This window comes from Mycobacterium branderi (assembly GCF_010728725.1).
GTDB classification, from domain to species: domain Bacteria; phylum Actinomycetota; class Actinomycetes; order Mycobacteriales; family Mycobacteriaceae; genus Mycobacterium; species Mycobacterium branderi.
In genome coordinates, this window is sequence record NZ_AP022606.1 from 2553899 (window position 1) to 2576355 (window position 22457).

Sequence of the window (22457 nt, forward strand, 5' to 3'; positions counted from 1 at the left end):
GACGCGTTGAACGTACTTGCCAGGCTGCATCAGACCCCATCGCCGATCCTGCGGTTCCTCGTCGCCGCGCTGCTGTCGGTACTGGCCGTCGCCGGGGGCATGGCGATCGCCGCCTACAAGACCGTGACGCTGAGCGTCGATGGAACGGTGATGAAGGTGACGACGATGAAGTCACGGGTCATCGACATCATCAAGGAGAACGGCTTCGACGTCGCCGAGCGCGACGACCTCTACCCGGCCGGTAACGAGCGGGTCCACGACGCCGAGTCCATCGTGCTGCGCCGCAGCCGGCCGCTGGAGATCTCGCTTGACGGCAAGGACACCAAGCAGGTGTGGACCACCGCGTCGACGGTCGACGAGGCGCTGGCCCAGCTCGCGATGACCGACACCGCTCCGGCCGCGGCCTCGCGCGGCAGCCGGGTGCCGTTGGCCGGGATGGCGCTGCCGGTCGTCAGCGCCAAGACCGTCGAGGTCGACGACGGCGGCAACGTGCACAACGTGCACCTGGCCGCGGCCAACGTCGGCGACTTGCTGCGGGCCGCCGGTGCCCCGCTGGAGCCCAGCGACCAGGTCAATCCCGGCGCGGCCGCGCCCGTCATCGACGGGATGCACATCCAGGTGACCCGCAACCGCATCGAAAAGGTCACCGAGCGGGTGCCGCTGGACCCGCCGCGGCGCCGCATTGAAGACCCGGAGATGAACATCAGCCGCGAGGTCGTCGAAGACCCGGGCACCCCGGGCGTGCAGGACGTGACGTTCGCGGTGGCCAAGGTCAACGGCGTCGAGACCGGTCGGCTGCCCGTCGCCAACACGGTCGTGACCCCGGCCCGCGAGGCGGTCGTGCGTGTCGGCACCAAACCGGGCACCGACGTTCCGGAAGTGGCCAACGGCGAGATCTGGGACGCCATCGCACACTGCGAGGCCGGCGGCAACTGGGCGATCAACACCGGAAACGGGTATTACGGCGGCGTGCAGTTCGATCAGAGCACCTGGGAGCGCAACGGCGGGCTGCGCTTTGCCCCGCGTGCCGACCTCGCCACCCGCGAAGAGCAGATCGCGATCGCCGAGGTGACGCGGGCGCGCCAGGGCTGGGGAGCCTGGCCGGTGTGCAGCGGACGAGCGGGTGCGCGCTGACCATTCGGCTGCTCGGGCGAACCGAGATCAGGCGGCTGGCCAAAGAACTCGAGTTTCGGCCCCGGAAATCGCTGGGACAGAATTTCGTCCATGACGCCAACACCGTGCGCCGGGTGGTGTCGTCGTCGGGTGTGCACCGCAACGACCATGTCCTCGAGGTCGGGCCGGGTCTGGGATCGCTGACCCTGGCGCTGCTCGACCGCGGCGCCACCGTCAGCGCCGTCGAGATCGACCCGGTGCTGGCCGGCCGGTTGCCGCAAACCGTCGCCGAACACTCGCACAGCGAGATCAACCGGTTGCGGGTGCTCAACCGCGACGTGCTGTCGATCGGTCCGGCCGACCTGGAGGGCGAGCCGTCGGCGGTGGTGGCCAACTTGCCGTACAACGTGGCCGTCCCGGCGCTGCTGCATCTGCTAGCCGAGTTTCCGTCCATCCGCACGGTCATGGTGATGGTGCAGGCGGAAGTCGCCGAGCGGCTCGCCGCCGAACCCGGCGGCAAGGAGTACGGCGTGCCCAGCGTGAAGGTCCGGTTCTTCGGGCAGGTCCGCCGCCACGGCATGGTGTCGCCGACCGTCTTCTGGCCGATCCCGCGCGTGTACTCCGGGCTGGTCCGCATCGACCGCTACGAAACGTCGCCGTGGCCCACCGACGAAGATTTCCGCGGCAGTGTCTTCCACCTGATCGACATCGCATTTGCCCAGCGGCGCAAGACATCCCGCAACGCATTCGCGGAATGGGCGGGCTCGGGCAACGAGTCAGCGACCCGGCTGCTGGCAGCCAGCATCGACCCGGCGCGCCGCGGTGAGACGCTGACCATCGAGGATTTCGTGCGGCTGTATCAGCGTTCCGTCGAACTCGGCCGGGACTCGACGCAGCCGCAGGCCTCGGCAAGCTAAGCCGCGACCACCCGGGTGATGTGCTCGACGAACTCCGCGCAGGACTGGTAGCGCACTTCGGGGTCCCGCGCCATCGCCCTGGCCACCACCGTGTCGAATGCGCGTGAGCCCCAGTCGACCCGGCACGATGTCCGCGGCGGGATCCCACGCAGATGCGCCTTGACCAGTTCTTCGGAGTTGTCGGCCACGAACGGCGGTGCGCCGGTGAGCAATTCGACTGCGCAACACGCCAGCGCATACTCGTCGGTGGCGGCCGTCGGGGCGTGCCCGCGCAGCATCTCCGGCGCCACGTACGGCAGCGACGCCTGCAGCTCCTTCGGGCGACGAAAGACGTCGTCGACCACGGCGTGGGCCACGCTGAAGTCGATCAGGCAGGCGCCGCTGTGTGAAAAGTCCTTGGCGACAAGGATGTTGGCCGGTTTGACGTCGCTGTGCACAATGCCTTGCCGGTGCATGTAGTCCAGCGCGTCGGCGATCTGCGCCAGTGCGGTCAGCCGGTCCTCGACCCGCCGCAGTTGGGTGGATTTGCCGCCGTCGACAAATTGCATCGCCAACCAGAACGGCCCGCGCTCATACATCGTCACGATGTGGGGATGGCGCAGCCGGTGCGCGAAGCCGAATTCGCGGTTGAGCCGAGCCTGTTCCGCCGAGCCGCGATGGTCCTGGCCGAGCACCTTGAGCGCAACCGTCCGCTCCGGGTGCGACCTGGCGTGCGCCCGATATACGGTGGCGTGCCCCCCGCGGCCGACTTCCCGGTCGATGACATAGCCGTCGATCGCGGCGTCAACCATGCCCACAGCGTAGGTTCCGGCGATAGTCTCGTGCGGTGCCGTTGGACGGAAGCGTTGCACCTCAATGGGTGCCCACTGGTTCGGTCACCGTCCGGGTGCCCGGCAAGATCAACCTGTATCTGGCCGTGGGCGATCGCCGCGAGGACGGCTATCACGAGCTGACCACGGTGTTCCACGCCGTCTCGCTGGTCGACGAGGTGACGGTTCGCAACGCCGACGTGCTGTCGCTGGAGATGACCGGCGAGGGTGCCGACCAACTGCCCGACGACGAGCGCAATCTGGCCTGGCAGGCGGCCGAGTTGATGGCCGATCACGTGGGCCGGGCCCCCGACGTGTCGATCACCATTGACAAGTCCATCCCGGTGGCCGGTGGCATGGGCGGCGGCAGCGCCGACGCCGCCGCCGTGCTGGTCGCGATCAACGCGCTGTGGGAGCTGGGCGTGCCGCGCCGCGACCTGAACACGCTGGCCGCGCAACTGGGCAGCGATGTGCCGTTCGCGCTGCACGGCGGAACCGCGCTGGGCACCGGCCGCGGCGAGGAGCTGGCCACCGTCCTGGCCCGGAACACCTTCCACTGGGTGCTGGCGTTCGCCGACGGCGGGCTGTCGACTCCCGCGGTGTTCAGCGAGCTCGACCGGCTGCGGGAGGTGGGGTCCCCGCCGCGGCTCGGCGAGCCGGGTCCGGTGCTGGCGGCGCTGGCCGCCGGCGATCCCGAGCAGCTGGCGCCGTTGTTGGGCAACGAGTTGCAGGCGGCCGCGGTGAGCAAGAATCCGGGGTTGCGTCGCGTCCTGCGCGCCGGGGTGGAGGCCGGGGCACTGGCGGGCATCGTGTCGGGTTCCGGGCCGACGTGCGCATTCCTGTGCCGCTCGGCGCCGGAGGCGGTCGACGTCGGCACCCAGCTGTCCGGCGCCGGGGTGTGCCGCACCGTGCGGGTGGCCAGCGGGCCGGTGCACGGCGCCCGGGTGGTGCCCGCGCCGGTCAGCGGCGTGTGACCGCGGCGATCGCAAGCGCGGCGAAGCCGGGCGCGGCGGGTCGCCGCTTTCACACCGCCTATCGGGCGTCAAAGTTTGGTGGTTACTTAAGAGGAGTTTAAGATGATCGGCGGTGACGACTAGCGGTCAAAAAGTGCGCCCGAATGTCCCGCCCGCCGAGCATGCCGGCGGGCGGTCTTTGAGCCGTAGCGGCCGTCGTGTCCTCGCCGAGTCCGCAACGCGACGTGAGGTTACTGGTTCATCACCGATTCGAGACGCAACCGCTCCCCAATTGTGTGCGCGTGCCTACTGCGAAGTGCCCTCTAGCAGGGGCAATCTGGAATCCAGGGGTGCCGCGCTGGAACCGAGGAGGTTTTCGTGAGCAGGTTTACCGAGAACATGTTCCGCAACGCTCACGAAAGCACCAAGGGCATGGTGACCGGCGAGCCGCACCAGCCGGTTCGGCACACATGGCTTGAAGTCCACGAGCGTGCCCGGCGAGTCGCCGGCGGACTGGCTGCGGCGGGCATCGGCCATGGCGACGCAGTCGGTGTCCTCGTCGGCGCGCCGGTGGAGATCGCGCCGACGGCACAAGGCCTGTGGATGCGCGGCGCCAGCTTGACCATGCTGCATCAGCCCACTCCGCGCACCGACCTGGCGGTGTGGGCAACCGACACCACGACCGTCGTCGACATGATCGAGGCGAGAGCGGTCATCGTCTCCGACCCGTTCATGGCCGCCGCGCCGGTGCTGCAAGAGCGGGGCATCACAGTGCTGACCGTCGAGCAGTTGCTGGCCGCCGACCCGATCGACCCCGTCGAAACCGGCGAGGACGACCTGGCGCTGATGCAGCTGACGTCGGGCTCCACCGGTTCCCCGAAGGCTGTCCAGATCACCCACCGCAACATCTACTCCAACGCCGAAGCTATGTTCATCGGCGCCAAGATGGACCCGTCTGGCAACGACGTCATGCTCAGCTGGCTGCCCTGCTTCCACGACATGGGCATGATCGGATTCTTAACCGTGCCAATGTATTTCGGTGTCGAGCTGGTCAAGGTCACCCCGATGGACTTCCTGCGCGACACGCTGCTGTGGGCCAAGCTGATCGACAAGTACAAGGGCACGATGACCGCCGCGCCCAACTTCGCCTACTCGCTGTTCGCCAAGCGGTTGCGCAACCAGGCCAAGCCCGGTCAGTTCGACTTGTCCACGCTGCGATTCGCCCTCTCAGGTGCCGAGCCGGTGGACCCCGCCGACGTCGAGGACCTGATCGAGGCGGGCAAGCCGTTCGGGCTGCGGCCCGAGGCGATCATGCCGGCCTACGGTATGGCCGAGACCACGCTGGCGGTGTCGTTCTCCGAGCTCGGCGACGGGCTGGTGGTCGACGAGGTGGACGCCGATCTGCTGGCCGCGCTGCGCCGCGCCGTGCCTGCCACCAAGGGCAACACCCGTCGGCTGGCTTCCCTGGGCCCGCTGCTGCAGGGACTCGAGGCCCGCATCGTCGACGAGGACGGCAACGTGCTGCCGCCACGCGGCGTCGGGGTGATCGAACTGCGCGGCGAGCCGGTGACCCCCGGCTACATCACCATGGGCGGGTTCATCCCGGCGCAGGACGAACACGGCTGGTACGACACCGGTGACCTCGGCTACCTGATGGAGAACGGCCACATCGTGGTGTGCGGCCGCGTCAAAGACGTCATCATCATGGCCGGCCGCAACGTCTACCCGACCGACATCGAGCGGGCCGCCTGCCGGGTGCAGGGCGTGCGACCGGGCTGCGCGGTGGCCGTGCGCCTCGATGCCGGGCATTCACGCGAAACGTTCGCCGTCGCAGTCGAATCCAACGCCTTTGAGGACCCCGCCGAAGTGCGTCGCATCGAGCACGAGGTCGCCCACGAGGTCGTCACCGAGGTCGACGTGCGGCCGCGCAACGTTGTCGTGCTCGGGCCCGGGACCATTCCGAAGACGCCGTCGGGAAAGCTGCGCCGGGCCAACTCCGTCACGCTGGTCACTTAACTTCTGGCCACTGGCCGACTTACCAGGCGTGGACGACGTTTTGGGCGGGCTCCAGACCCAGCTCGATCAGTAGCTCGGTGGCGTCGGCGGCCTGTTCGCAGATCGCCGGAACTTCTTTACGCTCGGCCGCGGCGAAGTTCTCCAGCACGAACGCCGCCGGATCCTTGCGCCCCGGCGGGCGACCGATGCCGATCCGCACCCGCTGAAAGTCCTTGGTGCCCAACGACGCCGCCACTGAGCGCAGCCCGTTGTGGCCGCCCTCGCCGCCGCCGATCTTGAGCCGGATCCGCCCGAAGTCCAGGTCGAGGTCGTCGTGAATGACGATGACGTCGGCGGCGGGCACCGAGTAGAACTTGGCCAGCGGGCCCACCTGGCGGCCGGACTCGTTCATGTAGCTGCGCGGCTTGGCCAGCACCACCGACCGCCCACCGAGCCGGCCGGTGACCACCTCCGCTCCGGAGCGCTTGTGCGCCTTGAACTTTGAACCCAGCCGCGCTGCGAGCAGGTCGGCGACCATGAACCCCAGATTGTGCCGGGTCGTGGCGTAGTTGGGACCCGGGTTGCCGAGGCCGACCACCAAAAGTGGCTCGGCCATGCGCTATTCGGACTCGGGCGGGGCCTCGGCGGCCTCGGCTTCGGCGGCCTCCTCGGCAGGCTCCTCCGCGGCCGCCTCGGGAACCTCGCCGGCGCCCTCGGCCTCGAGCTCCTCGGCGGTCGGCGCGTTCACCACGTTGACGACCAGCATCTCCGGGTCGGAAATCAGGGTGACGCCGCGCGGCAGCTCGATCTGCCCGGCGGCGAACTGGGTGCCCGGTTCGGCATCCTCGACCGAGACCGTCAACTGCTCGGGAATCGACAGCGCCTCGGCCTCGATCTCGATGGTGCTGGTCTCCTGAGTGACCAGGGTGCCCGGCGCGGCCTCGCCGACGACCTCGACGGTGACCTCGACGACGACCTTCTCGCCGCGACGGATCACCAACAGGTCGGCGTGCTGGATGGTGCGGCGGATCGGGTGGATGTCGAGCGCCTTGGTGAGCGCCAGTTGCTCCTTGCCGTCGATGTCGAGGGCGAGCACCGCATTGGTGCCGGAGTGGCGCAGCACCGCGGCGAAGTCGTGGCCGGGCAGCTCCAGGTGCTGCGGGTCGGTGTTGTGACCGTAGAGGACGGCCGGAATCTTGCCGGCGCGGCGGGCCCGGCGCGACGCGCCTTTGCCGGTCTCGGTACGCACCGAGACGGGAAGCTTGTTAGCGGACGAAGTCGCCGATTTGGCCATGGTGTCGCTCCTGTAGTTGGTCGGGGCACGGCCAAGATCGCGACAACCAGAAGGTCCCCGTCGATAACGGTGGCCGGACAGGCCACCCTCGCCGTGACGCCCGGCCAGGTTAGCGCATCAGCGCCTTACAGCGGAAATTTGGTGTCCGTGAGCCGCTCGGAGAGCTCCCAGAGCGCCTCGGCCGTTTCCTGACGTTTCGCCAGCGGGCTGCGGCCAACCGGCTGGGTGCGGCCCAGCATGCCGAAACGCGGGCCGACGAACGAGTTGCCGGGCACGTCCTGCGATGCGGCGTAGAGCGTTTGCCGCGCCCCGAAGTCGGCGTCGGTGGCCAGCCGAGCCCCGATCGCCATCAGCGCGTCGCTGATCCTGCGTCCGGAGTGGCCCTGCAGGTTCGTATTCGAGTAGCCGGGGTGGCAGGCCACCGCCCGCAGCGGTGACCCGACCGCGGTCAGGCGGCGCTGCAACTCGCTGGTGAACAGCAGATTGGCGAGCTTGGACTGGGCATAGGCCAGCCACGGCGCGTACGGCCGCGAGGTCCAGTTGAGGTCTTTGAGGCTGATGTGGCCCAGCCAGTGCATGATCGACGACACCGTGACCACCCGATCGGTCAGCTTGGGCAGCAGCAGGTTGGTCAGCGCGAAATGGCCCAGGTGGTTGGTGCCGATCTGGCTTTCGAAGCCGTCTTTGGTCACCGCGTGCGGGGTGGCCATGATGCCCGCGTTGTTGATCAGCACGTCGAGGGTGTCCACGCCGTCGGCGAACTGGCGCACCGAGGCGAGATCCGCAAGATCCAGGCGGCGCACCTCGACGTCACCGGTCATCTGTTGCGCGGCGGCCTCACCCTTGGCGGTGTTGCGCACGGCCAAGACGACCTGCGCGCCGACGCGGGCCAGCTCGCGGGCCGTCACCGCACCGAGGCCGCTGTTGGCGCCGGTGACGATCACGCTGCGTCCGGCGAACGAGGGTAGATCTGCGGCGGTCCAGGCAGTCATGGCAGTCACCCTATGCTGGGCGCTACTTTGCCGCGACGGTGAACCCGTCGATGATTTTCTCGATGTCGGCGGCCTCCGCGACGGCCTGGTCGGCCAGGCTGGTGACGGCCAGCTGGACGAGGTAGCGCTGGCTGTCGGGCGGTGAGCCGGTGGCGATGACGACGCGGTTGTAGGTGTGCAACCGCTTGCCGTCGAGGTCGTAGCTGCCCTGGATCATCGACGACGGGAAACCGTGGAAGTCGGCGTCGGACGCGTCGAGCTGCCGGTAGTTCTCCGCACGCGCGGCATCGGCATTGCCGTGCTTGATCGCGTCGCGGGGATCGAATTCCCCGAACAACCGCACGACGATCAGCATCGCGTTCGGATACGGGCCGTCCTTGGTGATCACGTAGCTGGTCGGCGGGATGGCGGGACTGCTGTACTTCGACCAGCCCGGCGGTGTCGGGATCGACACCGTCAGGTCGGTCAGCGTGTCGGGGGCCACCGCCTGTTGGCCAACGCCGATTTGTTCGAGGTACTTGGGGAACGGAATCGGCTCGACTTTGGTCGTCGGCGTGGTGGACGTGGCGCTGGTTGTCCAGATCGACTGGTAGTCAGGGGTTTTCGGTCCGCAGCCAGCGGTCAGCAGTAGCGCAGCGGCCGCGACGAGCAGGCGTTTCACAGAATGTCGCGGACCGCGTCGACCGGGCGCCCCAGTCGGGTTCCCTTGGCGGTGACGACGAACGGACGCTGGATCAGGATCGGGTTGGCGACCATGGCGTCCACTAGCTCGTCGTCGCTCGCGTCGTCGAGGCCCAGCTGACGGTATGTGTCTTCGTTTTTGCGTATCGCGTCGCGCACGCCGACGCCCGCATCGCGGATCATCTTGGCCAGCTCCGCCCGGCTGGGCGGTGTTTTGAGGTATTCGACCACGGTCGGTTCGATCCCGTTGTCGCGCAACAGTTCCAGTGTCTTGCGAGAGGTCGAGCAACGCGGGTTGTGGTAGATGACGGTGTCCGACATCTAGGCGTCTCCGTCGAAAAGCCCTGTGACAGAACCGTTTTCGAAGACTGCGCGGATGGTGCTGGCGAGCAGCGGGGCAATCGAGAGCACCGTGAGCTGCGGGAACCGCTTGGCCTCGTCGATAGGCAGCGTGTTGGTGACAATCACCTCGCGGGCGCCGCAGTCGGCCAGCCGCTCGGACGCCGGTTCGGAGAGCACGCCGTGGCTTGCCGCGATGATGACGTCGCTGGCGCCCTCGTCGCGCAGCAGCTTGACCGCCCCGGCGATCGTGCCGCCGGTGTCGATCATGTCGTCGATCAGCACGCAGGTGCGGCCCTCCACTTCGCCGACCACCCGGTTGGACACCACCTGGTTGGGCACTCGCGGATCGCGCGTCTTGTGGATGAAGGCCAGTGGCACGCCGCCCAGCGAGTCGGCCCACTTCTCGGCGATGCGCACCCGGCCGGAGTCGGGGGAGACCACCACCATGTTGCCGTCCGGATAGTTGTCTTTGATGTAGCCGGTGAGCAGGTGCTGCGCGCGCATGTGGTCGACCGGCCCGTCGAAGAAGCCCTGAATCTGGTCGGTGTGCAGGTCGACGGTCACGATCCGGTCGGCACCGGCGGTCTTGAGCAAATCGGCGACCAGCCGCGCCGAGATCGGCTCGCGGCCGCGGTGCTTCTTGTCCTGGCGGGCGTAGGGGTAGAACGGCATGACGGCGGTGATCCGCTTGGCGCTGCCCCGCTTGAGCGCGTCGATCATGATCAGCTGCTCGACCAGCCACTGGTTGACCGGGGCGGGGTAGGACTGCAGGACGAACGCGTCACAGCCACGCACCGATTCGTGGAAGCGGACGAAGATCTCGCCGTTGGCGAAGTCGCGGGCGGTCTGGGCCGTGACGTGGACGTCGAGCTCCTTGGCGACCTGCTCGGCCAGCTCGGGGTGTGCCCGACCGGAGAAGAGCATCAGGTTTTTGCGGTTGTCGGTCCAGTCGTGGCTCACGTGATGCCCCCGCCGTTCGGATCGAGATGGTGGCCTAATGGCTCGCCTCAAAATACTATGTGGTGTCCTGCTGGCGTTTCTGTTGCGCCTTCTCGGCGGCCTGAGCGGCGGCGCTGCCCGGCCGCTTGCGCTGCACCCAGTTCTCGATGTTGCGCTGCGGACCGGCGGAGACCGCCAACGCACCCGGCGGCACGTCGTCGCGGACCACGGTGCCGGCCCCGGTGTAGGCGCCGTCGCCGACGGTGACCGGCGCGACGAACATGGTGTCCGACCCGGTTCGCACGTGTGAGCCGATCGTGGTGCGTGCCTTGGTCTCGCCGTCGTAGTTGACGAACACGCTGGATGCGCCGATATTGCTCTGCTCGCCGATGTCGGCGTCGCCGACGTAGGTCAGGTGCGGCACCTTGGTGCCGGTGCCGATCGTGGAGTTCTTGGTTTCGACGAACGCGCCCAGCTTGCCGTCGGCGCCCAGCACGGTGCCCGGCCGCAGGTAGGTGAACGGCCCGACGACGGCGCCGTCGCCGATAATGGCCGACGTGCCGTGCGTGCGGATCACGGACGCGCCGTCGCCGACGGTGACGTCGGTCAACGTGGTGTCGGGGCCGATCGTGGCGCGCCCGCCGATGCGGGTGTTGCCCAGCAGCTGGGTGCCGGGCTGGACGACGGTATCGCGGCCGATGGCCACGTCGACGTCGATCCAGGTGGTGGCGGGGTCGACGACGGTGACGCCGGCGAGCTGGTGGGCGGCGACGATCCGGCGGTTGAGTTCGGCGGCCAGCTCGGCGAGCTGGACGCGATTGTTGACGCCGGCCACCAGCGCGGCATCGTCGACGTGCCGGGCGCCTACGACCTGCCCGTCGGAGCGGACGATCGAGACGACGTCGGTGAGATAGAGCTCGTGCTGGGCGTTGTCGGCGGACAGCCGGCTCAGCGCCGAGCGCAGCGGCGCGATGTCGAAGGCGTACACCCCGGCGTTGACCTCACGGATCTGCTGCTGCGACGGCGTGGCGTCGGCTTGCTCGACGATCGCGATCACCTCGCGGTCCTGGGTGCGCAGGATGCGGCCGTAGCCGGTGGGGTCGTCGAGCGTGGTGGTCAGCATGGTCACCGCCGCCGGTCCCGAGTTGTGCGTGGCGATCAGATCGGCCAGCGTGTCGGCGTCGAGCAGCGGAATGTCGCCGGAGGTGACGACGACGACGCCGCCGAAGTCGTCGGGCAGCGCCGACAGCCCGCACAGCACCGCGTGTCCGGTGCCGAGCTGCTGTTCCTGCATCGCCACGTCGACGGGCCGGCCCAGCGTGTCGGCCAGTTCGGCCACCACCGGGGCGATCCGGTCGTGGTTTTGGCCGAGCACCACGACCAGGTGCTGCGGCGCTAGCTTGGCGATCGCGTGCAGTGAGTGTGCCAACATGCTGCGGCCCGCGATCGGGTGCAGCACCTTGGGGGTATCTGAGCGCATCCGGGTGCCGGCTCCCGCCGCCAGCACCAAAACTGCAGTTTCCCGGGTCATCGATGCACCCCTTCGCCGCGAGTGCGCGTGTTTGTACGCCGACACGCCGTTCAGCGTGTCATTATCCGCACGCTCGCCGCAAAAGGGTGGATCCATGACCAACACGGGGGACGACCGTCGACACTGGTCGCGCGTCGCGCAGGACTGGGTGGCGTGGGCCCGAACCCCGGATCACGACGCGTTCTGGGCTTACCGGCAGTCGCTCGCCGCCTTCGTCGGTCGCGGCACCGGCGCCGCTCTGGACGTCGGGTGCGGCGAGGGGCGGGTGTCGCGCGAGCTCGTGACGCTGGGCTATCGAGTCACCGCAGCCGATCCGGTCGAGGCGATGGTCGACGCGGCCGCTGACGCGCATTCCGCACATAGCTATGTGGTGGCCGAAGCCAACCGGTTGCCGTTTGCCGACGCCAGCTTCGATCTCGTCGTCGCCTACAACATGCTCATGGACGTCGACGACCTGCCTGGCGCGGTGCGCGAGATCCGGCGGGTCATGCGGTCCGCAGGGCGCCTGGTCGTCTCTGTCGTGCACCCGTTCACCGATACGGACAGCTACTTCGATCGGCGGCGATTCGAAGGCGTGGAGGAGCGCGACGGCCTGCGGATGCGTTTCGCCGGCTGGTCGCAGCCGTTGGAGGCTTACGCCGCGGCGCTGACGGATGCCGGGCTGGCCATCACCGCGCTGCGCGAACCGATACCCGATCCCGCCTACGAGCACCTGGAGCGCTGGACCCGGATGCCGCTGTTTTTGTGGCTGGAAGCGCGGCCTAGCTCCGTCGCCAGGACTCGAACCTGAACTCTCAGAACCAAAATCTGATGTGCTGCCGATTACACCACGACGGACTGTTCGCCAGCGACGACTCTAGCCCCACGACGATGCAGAGCGCGAAGCGCGATGAGGAGGAGTCGGGCAATTCGACTAATGCAAGCGGATAGGCTGACAGACGTGGCAGCGCCGGAGAAAGAGGTGCGTGCGCCGCGCGCCCGGATGACCGGCAGCGAGCGCCGTCATCAGCTGATCGACATCGCGCGTTCGCTGTTTGCGGAGCGCGGCTACGACGGCACTTCGATCGAGGAGATCGCGCTGCGCGCCAACGTGTCCAAGCCGGTGGTCTACGAACACTTCGGCGGCAAGGAGGGGCTCTACGCCGTCGTCGTCGACCGGGAGATGTCGGCGTTGCTGGACGGCATCACGTCGTCGCTGACCAACAACCGCTCCCGGGTGCGGGTCGAACGGGTGGCGCTGGCGCTGCTGACCTACGTCGAGGAGCGCACCGACGGCTTCCGGATCATGATCCGCGACTCGCCGGCATCGATCAGCTCCGGCACCTACTCCAGCCTGCTCAACGACGCCGTCAGCCAGGTCAGCTCGATCCTGGCCGGCGACTTCGCCCGCCGCGGCCTGGACCCGGAGCTGGCTCCGCTGTACGCCCAGGCGCTGGTCGGCTCGGTGTCGATGACCGCGCAGTGGTGGCTCGATACCCGCGAACCCAAGAAGGAAGTCGTCGCCGCGCATCTGGTGAACCTGATGTGGAACGGCCTCACCCACCTGGAAGCCGACCCGCACCTGCAGGACGAATAAGTCAGCCCGCGGCGATCGCAAGCGCGGCGTAGCCGGGCGCGGCGGGTCGCCGCAATCAGCCCCGGTCGCGCGCTAACAAGTCGGCGATCGTTTCGCGGCGGACCAGTTCGCGGGCCCGCCCGTCGTTGACCGCTACCAGCGGCGGCCGGCCGACCATGTTGTAGTTCGACGCCATGCTGTGGTGGTAGGCGCCGGTGCAGGCCACGGCCAGCAGGTCGCCGGGATGCACATCGGCGGGTAGCTCGACGTCGCGGGCGATCTCGTCGCCGGATTCGCAGTGCCGGCCCGCCACGGTGACTCGCTGCCGCGGCGACAATGAATGCCGATTCGCCAGTGCCACAGTGTATTTCGCGTCGTACAACGCCACCCGGGGGTTATCGCTCATGCCGCCGTCGACGGCAACGAAGGTCCGTCCGCCGGGCTGGGTCTTGACGGCTTGCACCTCGTACAGCGTGACACCGGCCCGGGCGCTGATCGCCCGACCGGGCTCGACGACGATCGCCGGGCGGGGGAAGTGCTCGGCGGCACAGGCCGCATCCAACGCGTCGTCGATAACCCCAGCCAGCTCGTCGAGGTCGAGTTCGGGATCCCCCGGCAGATAAGGGATCGCATGGCCGCCACCGATGTTGAGTTCGGTGAGGATCACGCCGTGGCGGGCCCGGATGTCGGCCATCGCGGCGATCATGCGGCGGATCGCCTCGCCGTAGAGCGCGGCGTCGGCCACCTGCGAGCCGATATGACAATGCAGGCCGATCAGGTCGAGGTTGGGGTGGGCCAGCACCCGCGCCACCGCTTCGGCAGCCCGGCCGGCGTCGAGGGTGAACCCGAACTTCTGGTCGCTGACCCCAGTGGTGACGGCGTGGTGCCCGTGAATGTCGATGTCGGGTGTGACGCGGACCAGCACCCGCTGCCGCCGCGGCACCAGCCCCGCGAGATAGGCGATTTCGATGCAGGAATCCACCACAATGCGGCCGACCCCGACACGCACCGCGCTGCGCAACTCGTCGTCGGATTTCGCGTTGCCGTGCATGATGATGCGCGCCGGTTTCACCCCGGCCGCCAGGGCGGTGGCCAGCTCGCCGGCCGAGCAGACGTCGACGGACAGCCCCTCCTCGCGCGCCCAGCGCGCGACCGCGATGGTCAGCAGCGACTTGCCGGCATAGACGACCTCGGCGCCGCGCAGCGCGTGCCGGTAACGGCGGGCCCGCGCCCGGAAGTCGGCTTCGTCGAGCACGTAGGTCGGGGTGCGGAACTCGTCGGCGATATCGGGGAGCGGGACCTCGCCGATGCATAGCCGGCCTTCGTCGTCGGCGTGCGCAGTGAGCGGCCACACCGCCGGATGGAACCGCGGCGGGGCCGCGTAACCGATGGACGGAAGGGTGTCCACCAATGTTGTTGTCATGCTTTCAATCAACGCCGCAGGATCGTCGGGCGCCGCGGTCCTTACGAATCCTTGACGGCGCCGGGCCCGAAATTGACGACGTTCCGCCGGTCGCGCGCGTGATGTGGCCGCCGTCACTGCGGGTTGGCCAGTGCCGCAACGTGAATCGGGCCACGCATACAATGGCGCCCATCATGACCGAAACCCCGATCGCGGGGCTGGTGGAGCTGGCGCTGCGTGCGCCAACGTTTACCCAACTCATCGAGCAAAGCGCCGATCGACCCGCCGAATTGACGCTGGTCGGACCCGCCAGCGTCCGACTGTTCGTGGCCGCCGCGCTGGCTCGTCAGGGCCCGCTGCTGGTGGTCACGGCCACCGGCCGGGAAGCCGACGACCTGACCGCCGAGTTGCACGGCGTCTTCGGCGACGCCGCCGCGATGTTCCCATCCTGGGAGACGCTGCCGCACGAACGGCTCTCGCCCGGCGTCGACACCGTCGGCGCGCGACTGATGCTGCTGCGCCGGCTGGCACACCCCGACGACTCGCGGCTCGGCCCGCCGCTGCGGGTGGTGGTGACCACGGTGCGTTCGCTGCTGCAGCCGATGACGCCGCAGCTGGGTGAGCTGGAACCGTTGACGCTGGCCGTCGGCGACGAGATCGCGTTCGAAGACGTGATCGCCCGGCTGGTCGAGCTGGCCTACACCCGGGTCGACATGGTCGGCCGGCGCGGCGAATTCGCCGTCCGCGGCGGCATTCTCGACGTTTTTCCGCCGACCGCCGAGCACCCGGTGCGCGTCGAGTTCTGGGGCGACGAAGTCAGCGAGATGCGGATGTTCGCCGTCGCTGACCAGCGATCCATCCCTGAGCTCGAGGTCGACACCGTGGTCGCCGTCGCCTGCCGGGAACTGCTGCTGACCGACGACGTGCGCCGGCGCGCCGCCGAACTGAGCACGCAGCGCCCGCGCACAGACAACACCGTCACCGGCAGCGTCGCCGACATGCTGGCCAAGCTCGCCGAGGGCATCCCGGTCGACGGGATGGAGGCGCTGCTGCCGGTGCTGCGGCCCGACGAGCTGTCCTTGCTGACCGATCAGCTGGCCGCCGGCACCCCGGTGCTGGTCTGCGACCCGGAAAAGGTCCGCACCCGCGCCGCCGACCTGATCAAGACCGGTCGCGAGTTCCTGGAGGCATCCTGGTCGGTGGCCGCGCTCGGTTCGGACGCGCCGATCGACGTCGAGCAACTCGGCGGCTCGGGTTTCCGCGGGTTCGCCGAGGTACGAGAGGCCGCGCGGACATCCGGGCACCCGTGGTGGACGCTGAGCCAGCTCTCCGACGAGTCGGCGATCGAGCTGGACGTCCGCGCCGCGCCGTCGGCCCGCGGCCATCAGCGCGACATCGACGAGATCTTCGCGATGCTGCGCGCGCATGTGGCCACCGGCGGATGCGCCGCCGTCGTCGCACCGGGAACCGGAACAGCGCACCGCGTCGTCGAGCAGCTTGCCGAATCCGACACGCCCGCAACGATGTTGGAGCCCGGCGCGACTCCCAAGCCCGGCGTCGTCGGGGTGCTCAAGGGGCCCCTGCACGACGGCGTGGTGATTCCGGGCGCCGAGTTGGTGATCATCACCGAGACCGACTTGACCGGCAACCGGGTGACTGCCACCGAGGGCAAGCGGCTGGCGGCCAAGCGCCGTAACGTCGTCGACCCGCTGGCGCTGACCGCCGGCGATCTGGTGGTGCACGACCAGCACGGCATCGGACGGTTCGTGGAGATGACCGAACGCATTGTCGGCGGCGCGCGGCGCGAATATTTGGTGCTGGAGTACGCGTCGAGCAAGCGCGGCGGCGGATCGGACAAGCTGTACGTGCCGATGGATTCGCTGGACCAGCTGTCGCGGTATGTCGGCGGGCAGGCACCCGCGCTGTCGCGGCTGGGCGGCAGCGACTGGGCCAATACCAAAACCAAGGCGCGCAAAGCCGTTCGCGAGATCGCCGGCGAGCTGGTGTCGCTGTACGCCAAGCGGCAGGCCGCGCCGGGCTACGCGTTCGGGCCGGACACGCCGTGGCAGGCCGAGATGGAGGACGCGTTCGGGTTCACCGAGACCGTCGACCAGCTGACCGCGATCCAAGAGGTCAAGGCCGACATGGAAAAGCCGGTGCCGATGGACCGGGTGATCTGCGGCGACGTCGGCTACGGCAAGACCGAGATCGCGGTGCGGGCGGCGTTCAAGGCGGTGCAGGACGGCAAGCAGGTCGCGGTGCTGGTGCCGACGACGCTGCTGGCCGACCAGCACCTGGAGACGTTCCGGGAGCGGATGGCCGGGTTTCCGGTGACCGTCAAGGGGCTGTCGCGGTTCACCGATCCCGCCGGGTCCCGCGCGGTGATCGACGGGATGGCCGACGGGTCGGTCGACATCGTGATCGGCACGCACCGGCTGCTGCAGACCGGGGTGCGCTGGAAGGACCTCGGCCTGGTGGTCGTCGACGAGGAGCAGCGGTTCGGCGTCGAGCACAAGGAGCACATCAAGAGCCTGCGCACGCACGTCGACGTGCTGACCATGAGCGCCACCCCGATCCCGCGCACGCTGGAGATGAGCCTGGCCGGCATCCGGGAGATGTCGACGATCCTGACCCCGCCCGAGGAGCGCTACCCGGTGCTGACCTATGTGGGCCCGCACGACGACAAGCAGATCGCCGCCGCGTTGCGCCGCGAGCTGCTGCGCGAGGGCCAGGCGTTCTACGTGCACAACCGGGTCAGCTCGATCGACGCCGCCGCCGCGCGGGTGCGCGAACTGGTGCCGGAGGCTCGCGTCGTTGTCGCGCACGGCCAGATGAACGAGGACGTGCTGGAACGCACCGTGCAGGGGTTCTGGAACCGCGAATACGACATCTTGGTGTGCACGACGATCGTGGAGACGGGCCTGGACATTTCGAACGCCAACACGCTGATCGTCGAGCGGGCCGACACGTTCGGGCTCTCCCAGCTGCACCAGCTGCGGGGCCGGGTCGGCCGCAGCCGCGAGCGCGGCTACGCCTACTTCCTGTATCCACAGCATGCGCCGCTGACCGAAACCGCCTACGACCGGCTGGCCACGATCGCGCAGAACAACGAGCTGGGCGCGGGCATGGCGGTGGCGATGAAGGATCTGGAGATCCGGGGCGCCGGCAACGTCTTGGGCGTCGAGCAATCCGGGCACGTGGCCGGGGTGGGCTTCGACCTGTATGTGCGGCTGGTAGGTGAGGCCGTCGAGGCGTACCGGGCGGCCGCCGACGGCCAAACCGTCACCAGCCCCGAGGAGCCCAAGGAAGTGCGGATCGATCTGCCGGTCGATGCGCACCTGCCGCCCGACTACATCCCCAGCGACCGGCTGCGGCTCGAGGGGTACCGGCGGCTGGCCGCGGCGGGCTCCGACGACGAGATCGCCGCGGTCGTGGAAGAGCTCACCGACCGTTACGGCGCTCTGCCCGAGCCGGCGCAGCGGCTGGTGGCGGTGGCCCGGTTGCGGTTGCTGTGTCGTGGAGTGGGTATCACCGAGGTGTCGGCGCCGTCGGAGGCGACGGTGCGGCTGGCTCCGATGGCACTGCCCGATTCCGCCCAGGTGCGGCTGGCGCGGCTCTATCCAGGCGCGCGATATCGCGCGACGACGGCGACGGTCCAGGTTCCGATCCCGCGGGCCGGCGGGGTCGGCGCGCCCCGAATCCGCGATCTCGAACTGGTCCAGATGGTCGCGGATCTGGTTTCGGCGCTGGACGGGAACCCGGTTGGTATAACGAAGGCCGTGGCGAGCGAGCAGGCCCGATGACGGTCGTCCTGGTCGATCCGCGCCGGCCGTCGCTGATTCCGGTGGAAGCCATCGAGTTGCTGATGGGCGAGGTGCAATACACCGAGGAGATGCCGGTCGCGGTGCCATGGACGCTGCCGGCGGCGCGGCCGGCCCACACCGGCGACGACGCTCCGGTGTTGCTGTCGTCGGACCCGGAGCATCCGGCGGTCACTGCGCGGCTGGCCGCAGGTGAGCGAGTGATCTCGGCGCCCGACCCGCAGCGCGGCGAGCGGCTGATCGATGCGGTCGCGATGATGGACAAACTGCGGACCGCCGGGCCATGGGAGAGCGAGCAAACACACGACTCGCTGCGACGGTTTCTGTTGGAGGAGACCTACGAGCTCTTCGACGCGGTGCGTGGCGGCAACGCGGACGAACTGCGGGAGGAACTCGGCGATGTGTTGCTGCAGGTGCTCTTTCACGCCCGCATCGCCGAGGATGCCCCGCAGCATCCGTTCACCATCGACGACGTAGCCGAAACCCTACTGCGCAAACTCGGCAACCGCGTCCCGGGAGTCCTTGCTGGAGAAGAGCTTTCGCTGGACGAGCAGCTGGCCCAGTGGGAAGAGCGCAAAGCTGCGGAGAAGCCACGGAATTCGGTGATGGACAACGTGCCCACCGCGCAGCCGGCTTTGGCGCTGGCGCAGAAGGCCGTCCAACGAGCCACCCGGGCCGGGGTCCCCGTCGACCTGATTCCGCCCGAGATCACCACGATCACGATCAGCGCGGACGTCGACGCCGAAAATACTTTGCGCACTGCGGTTTTAGAATTCATGGACGACGTTCGCTATACCGAGAAGGCGATCGCCGCCGGGCGCCGCGGAGACGACGTTCCAGAGGAGCTCGACGTCGCTCCGCTGGGGACAGTCTCCGCCGAGGAGTGGCGTACCTATTGGCCCCCCGCGGTTGGCGATGTTCAGACTGAGGTCGTTGGCGACGAGGCTGAGACCGAAACACACGGCAGCACAGGGGAATTCATCACGACCGAGGGTGAAAGTCCCGATGCAAATTCATCGGACGAGTCGGACTAGGTCACTCGGCACGTCACCTCATACACCGTGAGCGTGTGAAACGGTGGCAGAAAACTTTCCCGGCACTCCATCGCCACACGTCGATAGGCCGACTTGTCCTAACCCGGTATCTGTGGTGATTGAGTTTACTGATATCGGCCCTTTCACCGGATCGCATTGCGCCGGCGGGTTGCGGGGAAGATTGTTGCCGGTGCAAGCGGCGGGTGTCGTGAGCGAATTACGCTGTGCCACAACCTGTTGGACAGCCGGCCTAGTTGGTGGGTGGTGGTTGGGGTTGGAAGGGGTCGTACCACCACCAGTCGGCGCCTTCGCCGAGCGGCCCGGACCAGGGTGGGACATCGGGTGGGGGATGCTTGGGTGGGCGCGCCAGTGATGCGGAGCTCAGTTGTTGGCCGTCGCTGTCGGTGACGATCAGCTTGTCGGCGGTTCCGGTGATGGTGATGTCGCCTTCCAGGCCATCAACGCCGCCAGCGAGCGCACACCGGTCATCCCCCACAACTCGTCACGCTCCATCTCCGCGGCAATCTGCACCAGGCGCGCATCAATGGCATTGCGCTGACCGGCCAACTCCGCCAACTCCTCAAACAACACCTCAAGCCGATCGACAGGCCTCCACCCCACAGCAGGCGAAGCACTGGTCAACGACATACCCGCATCATCGCACCCGGGTCCGACAAGTTTCGGCCCGCAGATCCGGGCCAGGTCGGCTGAGGACCGTCGCCGAGGGGGAGTGGCGTATCTATGGGGCCACCCGCGGTCGGTGATGTCCAGGTCGAGGCTGTGACGGCGAGACTGCGAGCGAAACGCGGTACGGCACAGGGAAATTCATCGCGGCGGACGTTGAAAGCCCCGAAATTGACTAGGGCGCGCAGGCGCGCCGTCGTGGTCACACGTGGGGCAGCCAGCCAGACCACGATGGCGACAACACGAATCCTCGTCCCTGAGGGTCTTTGCACGCGGTCATCTTTTTGTCGTCCACCCCGCAGGTCACCCCATACACTGTCAGTTTGTGAAATGGAGGCAAAACCTTGTTCGTCTTGCCAAATGAATTGTCATTGCATGATGAGCCACTGGTTTTCGACAGTCCACTTTGTGTACTAATCGTATTCACTGGGTATATGCGTTTCGCGGGGTCGCACTTTGGTGCAGGTATGGCGGGAAGGTTATTACCCGTACAGATCGCCGCTGGGAGTTGGTCGAAACTGCACTGGATGCCGTCGGGAGTGTTGAAGTAGTAGCCGGTGAGCTTGTTGGGCCGTCCGGGATTGTCGAGCTGCTGCGCGTAGTCGTCAGGTTTGACCGACGCATAGCTACTCATATCGGGGAATTTGGGTGGCCCAGATGGCTCAGCGTTGGCTGCGCATGCCGAGATCAGCCCTGCCATCAGCACCGGTAGTGCCGCTACAAGGCGGATGGTTATGCCCATGCTGTCATGGTAAATACCATCGTTCACCGCTACCCGGGTTTCACGTTAGCGCGGATGTCCTGTACGTCGTAGTGCACTGGCCCACCCTGCGGCTCGTACCACTGGCTGCCGAAGATTCCGAGATTATCGAGGGTGGACCCAGGCAAGATGTATCCGCCGTAGGGCGCGGGCACAAAATTCGGCGCATTGGGGTCATTACTCATCACGACAGTTTTTGGTGAGGTATCCGGATTCAGGACCTGCGTTGGGTTGTCGCCGACGTGTACCTCGACAGTGGGAATTTTCGTAGAGTCGTTGTTCAGATTGGTCCCGGAGAGAACGGGTTTACCGTCGACTTCGCGGAAACTCAACTCCCCCCAGTGCTGACCGGGTGGTGTGATTGTTGTGGTGGCCGGTTGTCCGGCGGGGCCCCAGGTGTTGTTGCCGTTGTAAGGCTCCCATTGGCCGCGGTTCCACACTTGGTCGGGATCGACCCGATACATGGTGACGCCTTGGCTGCGGTCGAAGGCGTCGGCGGCGATGTAGACCTTGCCATCGCTGGCTTGATAGCCGCTGATCTGCGTGGGTGGGATAGGACCCTTGCCGGGATCAGCGTTCGGACTCCACGGCCGGTAGCTTCCGTCGACAGGACGCCAACCGCCAGCGGGGTCGTTGGTGACTTTCACCAGCCAGGAGCCGCCTTTGGGGTTGAGACCCTCGTTGGTGTTGGTGCCCACGACCATCATGTAGGTGTCTTTGCCGATCGTGATGCTCCCCGCCGGCAAGGCGTTGTTGGCTCCCGCTCGCTTGGCTTCTTCCGGAAGGGGGAATAACACGTTCTTCCCGTCCGGTCCGGTCAAGGGCGGTCCGAAGTGGGGGCGTCCTTTGGCGTCGAAAGTCACCGGCACCGCCACCGAGGGATAGTGCGTATTCGTGGGATCGGTGGGAGGACCGACTTGAGGTTTGCCGTATGAGTCCCCGAAGATCGCCACCTTTTTCCCGTTGGGCAGCGTAATGACCTCGCCGAGATCAGCTGCCTTTATTCCGGGGATGCCGGGTTTGCCGTCGGTGCCGGCGACCGGACCCCGGTTGCGCACCTCACCTGGTGCCAGGGGTCCATCGTTGGACACACCGAGCAAGTCCTCCAGCGAGGAGGCTGTGTGGACCGGACCCGGAAGGCCGGACGCCTTGGCGATCGCCCGAGCCACCTCGTCATCCACCGCGTCACCTTCATCGAGGACATCGGCGATGCGTGGCTCCACGTCTGCGACCTTCTGGGCAACCTCGGCTTTCGCTTCATCATCGAGGTAGTCGTAGCTGGGCGGAGGTGTCACCGTGTTGGTGCGGGTGTCCACGTCAACGGCGGGCTGCTCGGCGGCATAGTTGAGGACATCTTTGACCTTGTTCGCCAGAGCCCTCGGCATGCTGGTGGGCATTGTCCAGATCCGCAGCGCCTTGGCCTATCCGCTCCGCATGGTCGTCATGGTCGCCGATCGTCGCCCACATCGACGCGCGGGCGGTGTCACCCGCTTCGCCTTCCCATGTCGAGGCATTCACTACCCCTCGCAGGAACTCCGCTGAGTTGGCATGGTTGGACGCCGCATCATGGGCGGCTTTAGCCAGATCGCCGATTTCAGGAACCCAGTCCAGCAGTTCCTGCAACGTCATCGACAC

Annotated in this window: 20 protein-coding genes, 1 tRNA gene and 2 pseudogenes; 8 read left to right on the forward strand and 15 right to left on the reverse strand. The window is 67.6% G+C overall.

The window, feature by feature from the left end:
- Positions 1–6: 6 nt before the first annotated feature.
- Positions 7–1134: a resuscitation-promoting factor gene (locus tag G6N47_RS13180; protein ID WP_197945475.1), complete on the forward strand. Its 1128-nt coding sequence runs from the start codon at positions 7–9 to the stop codon at positions 1132–1134.
- Complete coding sequence (gene rsmA, locus G6N47_RS13185; protein ID WP_083131704.1) at positions 1098–2030, forward strand: 16S rRNA (adenine(1518)-N(6)/adenine(1519)-N(6))-dimethyltransferase RsmA; 933 nt, start codon at positions 1098–1100, stop codon at positions 2028–2030. The genes G6N47_RS13180 and rsmA overlap by 37 nt, the downstream gene beginning before the upstream one ends.
- On the opposite strand, the gene G6N47_RS13190 is transcribed toward rsmA, so the two are convergent.
- On the reverse strand, positions 2027–2821 hold the full coding sequence (locus G6N47_RS13190; protein ID WP_083131705.1) for a serine/threonine-protein kinase: 795 nt from the start codon (positions 2819–2821) through the stop codon (positions 2027–2029). The two genes, rsmA and G6N47_RS13190, sit on opposite strands and share 4 nt — an antisense overlap.
- 35 nt (positions 2822–2856) lie before the next feature.
- Between G6N47_RS13190 and G6N47_RS13195 the strand changes: the two genes are divergently transcribed.
- Complete coding sequence (locus G6N47_RS13195; protein WP_179966382.1) at positions 2857–3813, forward strand: 4-(cytidine 5'-diphospho)-2-C-methyl-D-erythritol kinase; 957 nt, start codon at positions 2857–2859, stop codon at positions 3811–3813.
- A 357-nt stretch (positions 3814–4170) separates the two neighbouring features.
- Complete coding sequence (locus G6N47_RS13200; protein ID WP_083131707.1) at positions 4171–5808, forward strand: fatty acyl-AMP ligase; 1638 nt, start codon at positions 4171–4173, stop codon at positions 5806–5808.
- Positions 5809–5827: 19 nt separating this feature from the next.
- Here G6N47_RS13200 and pth read toward each other — a convergent pair whose 3' ends face one another.
- The 7 genes from pth to glmU form a co-directional block, all read right to left on the reverse strand.
- Positions 5828–6403: an aminoacyl-tRNA hydrolase gene (gene pth, locus G6N47_RS13205; RefSeq protein WP_083131708.1), complete on the reverse strand. Its 576-nt coding sequence runs from the start codon at positions 6401–6403 to the stop codon at positions 5828–5830.
- A 3-nt stretch (positions 6404–6406) separates the two neighbouring features.
- Positions 6407–7081, reverse strand: a complete 675-nt coding sequence (locus G6N47_RS13210) for a 50S ribosomal protein L25/general stress protein Ctc (protein ID WP_083131709.1) — start codon at positions 7079–7081, stop codon at positions 6407–6409.
- A 125-nt stretch (positions 7082–7206) separates the two neighbouring features.
- On the reverse strand, positions 7207–8073 hold the full coding sequence (locus G6N47_RS13215; protein WP_083131710.1) for an oxidoreductase: 867 nt from the start codon (positions 8071–8073) through the stop codon (positions 7207–7209).
- A 22-nt stretch (positions 8074–8095) separates the two neighbouring features.
- Positions 8096–8734: an LpqN/LpqT family lipoprotein gene (locus tag G6N47_RS13220; protein ID WP_083131711.1), complete on the reverse strand. Its 639-nt coding sequence runs from the start codon at positions 8732–8734 to the stop codon at positions 8096–8098.
- On the reverse strand, positions 8731–9075 hold the full coding sequence (gene arsC, locus G6N47_RS13225; protein ID WP_083131712.1) for an arsenate reductase (glutaredoxin): 345 nt from the start codon (positions 9073–9075) through the stop codon (positions 8731–8733). The genes G6N47_RS13220 and arsC overlap by 4 nt, the downstream gene beginning before the upstream one ends.
- On the reverse strand, positions 9076–10056 hold the full coding sequence (locus tag G6N47_RS13230) for a ribose-phosphate diphosphokinase (protein ID WP_083131713.1): 981 nt from the start codon (positions 10054–10056) through the stop codon (positions 9076–9078).
- Positions 10057–10111: 55 nt separating this feature from the next.
- Positions 10112–11566 (reverse strand): bifunctional UDP-N-acetylglucosamine diphosphorylase/glucosamine-1-phosphate N-acetyltransferase GlmU, encoded by a 1455-nt coding sequence (gene glmU, locus G6N47_RS13235; RefSeq protein WP_083131821.1) that lies wholly within the window; start codon positions 11564–11566, stop codon positions 10112–10114.
- Between the two features lie 94 nt (positions 11567–11660).
- Between glmU and G6N47_RS13240 the strand changes: the two genes are divergently transcribed.
- Positions 11661–12356, forward strand: a complete 696-nt coding sequence (locus tag G6N47_RS13240; RefSeq protein WP_083131714.1) for a class I SAM-dependent methyltransferase — start codon at positions 11661–11663, stop codon at positions 12354–12356.
- Here the strand turns inward: G6N47_RS13240 and G6N47_RS13245 are convergent.
- Positions 12332–12403, reverse strand: a tRNA-Gln gene (locus G6N47_RS13245). The two genes, G6N47_RS13240 and G6N47_RS13245, sit on opposite strands and share 25 nt — an antisense overlap.
- Before the next feature lie 145 nt (positions 12404–12548).
- Here G6N47_RS13245 and G6N47_RS13250 point away from each other — a divergent pair.
- On the forward strand, positions 12549–13142 hold the full coding sequence (locus tag G6N47_RS13250; protein WP_139799488.1) for a TetR/AcrR family transcriptional regulator: 594 nt from the start codon (positions 12549–12551) through the stop codon (positions 13140–13142).
- Between the two features lie 55 nt (positions 13143–13197).
- Here G6N47_RS13250 and lysA read toward each other — a convergent pair whose 3' ends face one another.
- A complete protein-coding gene (lysA, locus tag G6N47_RS13255) occupies positions 13198–14544 on the reverse strand; it encodes a diaminopimelate decarboxylase (protein ID WP_083131716.1) in 1347 nt (448 codons plus the stop codon).
- 161 nt (positions 14545–14705) lie between these two features.
- On the opposite strand from lysA, the gene mfd reads away from it, so the two are divergent.
- A complete protein-coding gene (gene mfd, locus G6N47_RS13260; RefSeq protein WP_083131822.1) occupies positions 14706–18326 on the forward strand; it encodes a transcription-repair coupling factor in 3621 nt (1206 codons plus the stop codon).
- On the forward strand, positions 18323–19378 hold the full coding sequence (locus tag G6N47_RS13265; protein ID WP_083131717.1) for a nucleoside triphosphate pyrophosphohydrolase: 1056 nt from the start codon (positions 18323–18325) through the stop codon (positions 19376–19378). Before mfd ends, G6N47_RS13265 begins: the two co-directional genes overlap by 4 nt.
- Positions 19379–19628: 250 nt before the next feature.
- On the opposite strand, the pseudogene G6N47_RS29675 reads toward G6N47_RS13265, so the two are convergent.
- The 5 genes and pseudogenes from G6N47_RS29675 to G6N47_RS13285 form a co-directional block, all read right to left on the reverse strand.
- Positions 19629–19826, reverse strand: a pseudogene (locus G6N47_RS29675) (hypothetical protein); the annotation flags it as partial.
- Positions 19826–20026: pseudogene (locus G6N47_RS13270) on the reverse strand (hypothetical protein); the annotation flags it as partial. The pseudogenes G6N47_RS29675 and G6N47_RS13270, both read right to left, overlap by 1 nt.
- Before the next feature lie 238 nt (positions 20027–20264).
- Positions 20265–20804, reverse strand: coding sequence for a hypothetical protein (locus G6N47_RS13275; RefSeq protein ID WP_139799475.1), 540 nt, complete (start codon positions 20802–20804; stop codon positions 20265–20267).
- Positions 20805–20833: 29 nt separating this feature from the next.
- Positions 20834–22207: a DUF4185 domain-containing protein gene (locus G6N47_RS13280; protein ID WP_232080204.1), complete on the reverse strand. Its 1374-nt coding sequence runs from the start codon at positions 22205–22207 to the stop codon at positions 20834–20836.
- On the reverse strand, positions 22140–22457 hold the full coding sequence (locus tag G6N47_RS13285; protein ID WP_169717260.1) for a hypothetical protein: 318 nt from the start codon (positions 22455–22457) through the stop codon (positions 22140–22142). The genes G6N47_RS13280 and G6N47_RS13285 overlap by 68 nt, the downstream gene beginning before the upstream one ends.

Bases quoted from the DNA above. Each gene is read 5' to 3' on its own strand.
- glmU (WP_083131821.1), bottom strand. From the start codon at position 11,566: ATGACCCGGGAAACTGCAGTTTTGGTGCTGGCGGCGGGAGCCGGCACC.
- G6N47_RS13275 (WP_139799475.1), bottom strand. From the start codon at position 20,804: ATGGGCATAACCATCCGCCTTGTAGCGGCACTACCGGTGCTGATGGCA.
- G6N47_RS13240 (WP_083131714.1), top strand. From the start codon at position 11,661: ATGACCAACACGGGGGACGACCGTCGACACTGGTCGCGCGTCGCGCAG.
- lysA (WP_083131716.1), bottom strand. From the start codon at position 14,544: ATGACAACAACATTGGTGGACACCCTTCCGTCCATCGGTTACGCGGCC.
- pth (WP_083131708.1), bottom strand. From the start codon at position 6,403: ATGGCCGAGCCACTTTTGGTGGTCGGCCTCGGCAACCCGGGTCCCAAC.
- G6N47_RS13215 (WP_083131710.1), bottom strand. From the start codon at position 8,073: ATGACTGCCTGGACCGCCGCAGATCTACCCTCGTTCGCCGGACGCAGC.
- mfd (WP_083131822.1), top strand. From the start codon at position 14,706: ATGGCGCCCATCATGACCGAAACCCCGATCGCGGGGCTGGTGGAGCTG.
- G6N47_RS13250 (WP_139799488.1), top strand. From the start codon at position 12,549: ATGACCGGCAGCGAGCGCCGTCATCAGCTGATCGACATCGCGCGTTCG.
- G6N47_RS13280 (WP_232080204.1), bottom strand. From the start codon at position 22,207: ATGCCGAGGGCTCTGGCGAACAAGGTCAAAGATGTCCTCAACTATGCC.
- arsC (WP_083131712.1), bottom strand. From the start codon at position 9,075: ATGTCGGACACCGTCATCTACCACAACCCGCGTTGCTCGACCTCTCGC.
- G6N47_RS13190 (WP_083131705.1), bottom strand. From the start codon at position 2,821: ATGGTTGACGCCGCGATCGACGGCTATGTCATCGACCGGGAAGTCGGC.
- G6N47_RS13265 (WP_083131717.1), top strand. From the start codon at position 18,323: ATGACGGTCGTCCTGGTCGATCCGCGCCGGCCGTCGCTGATTCCGGTG.
- G6N47_RS13210 (WP_083131709.1), bottom strand. From the start codon at position 7,081: ATGGCCAAATCGGCGACTTCGTCCGCTAACAAGCTTCCCGTCTCGGTG.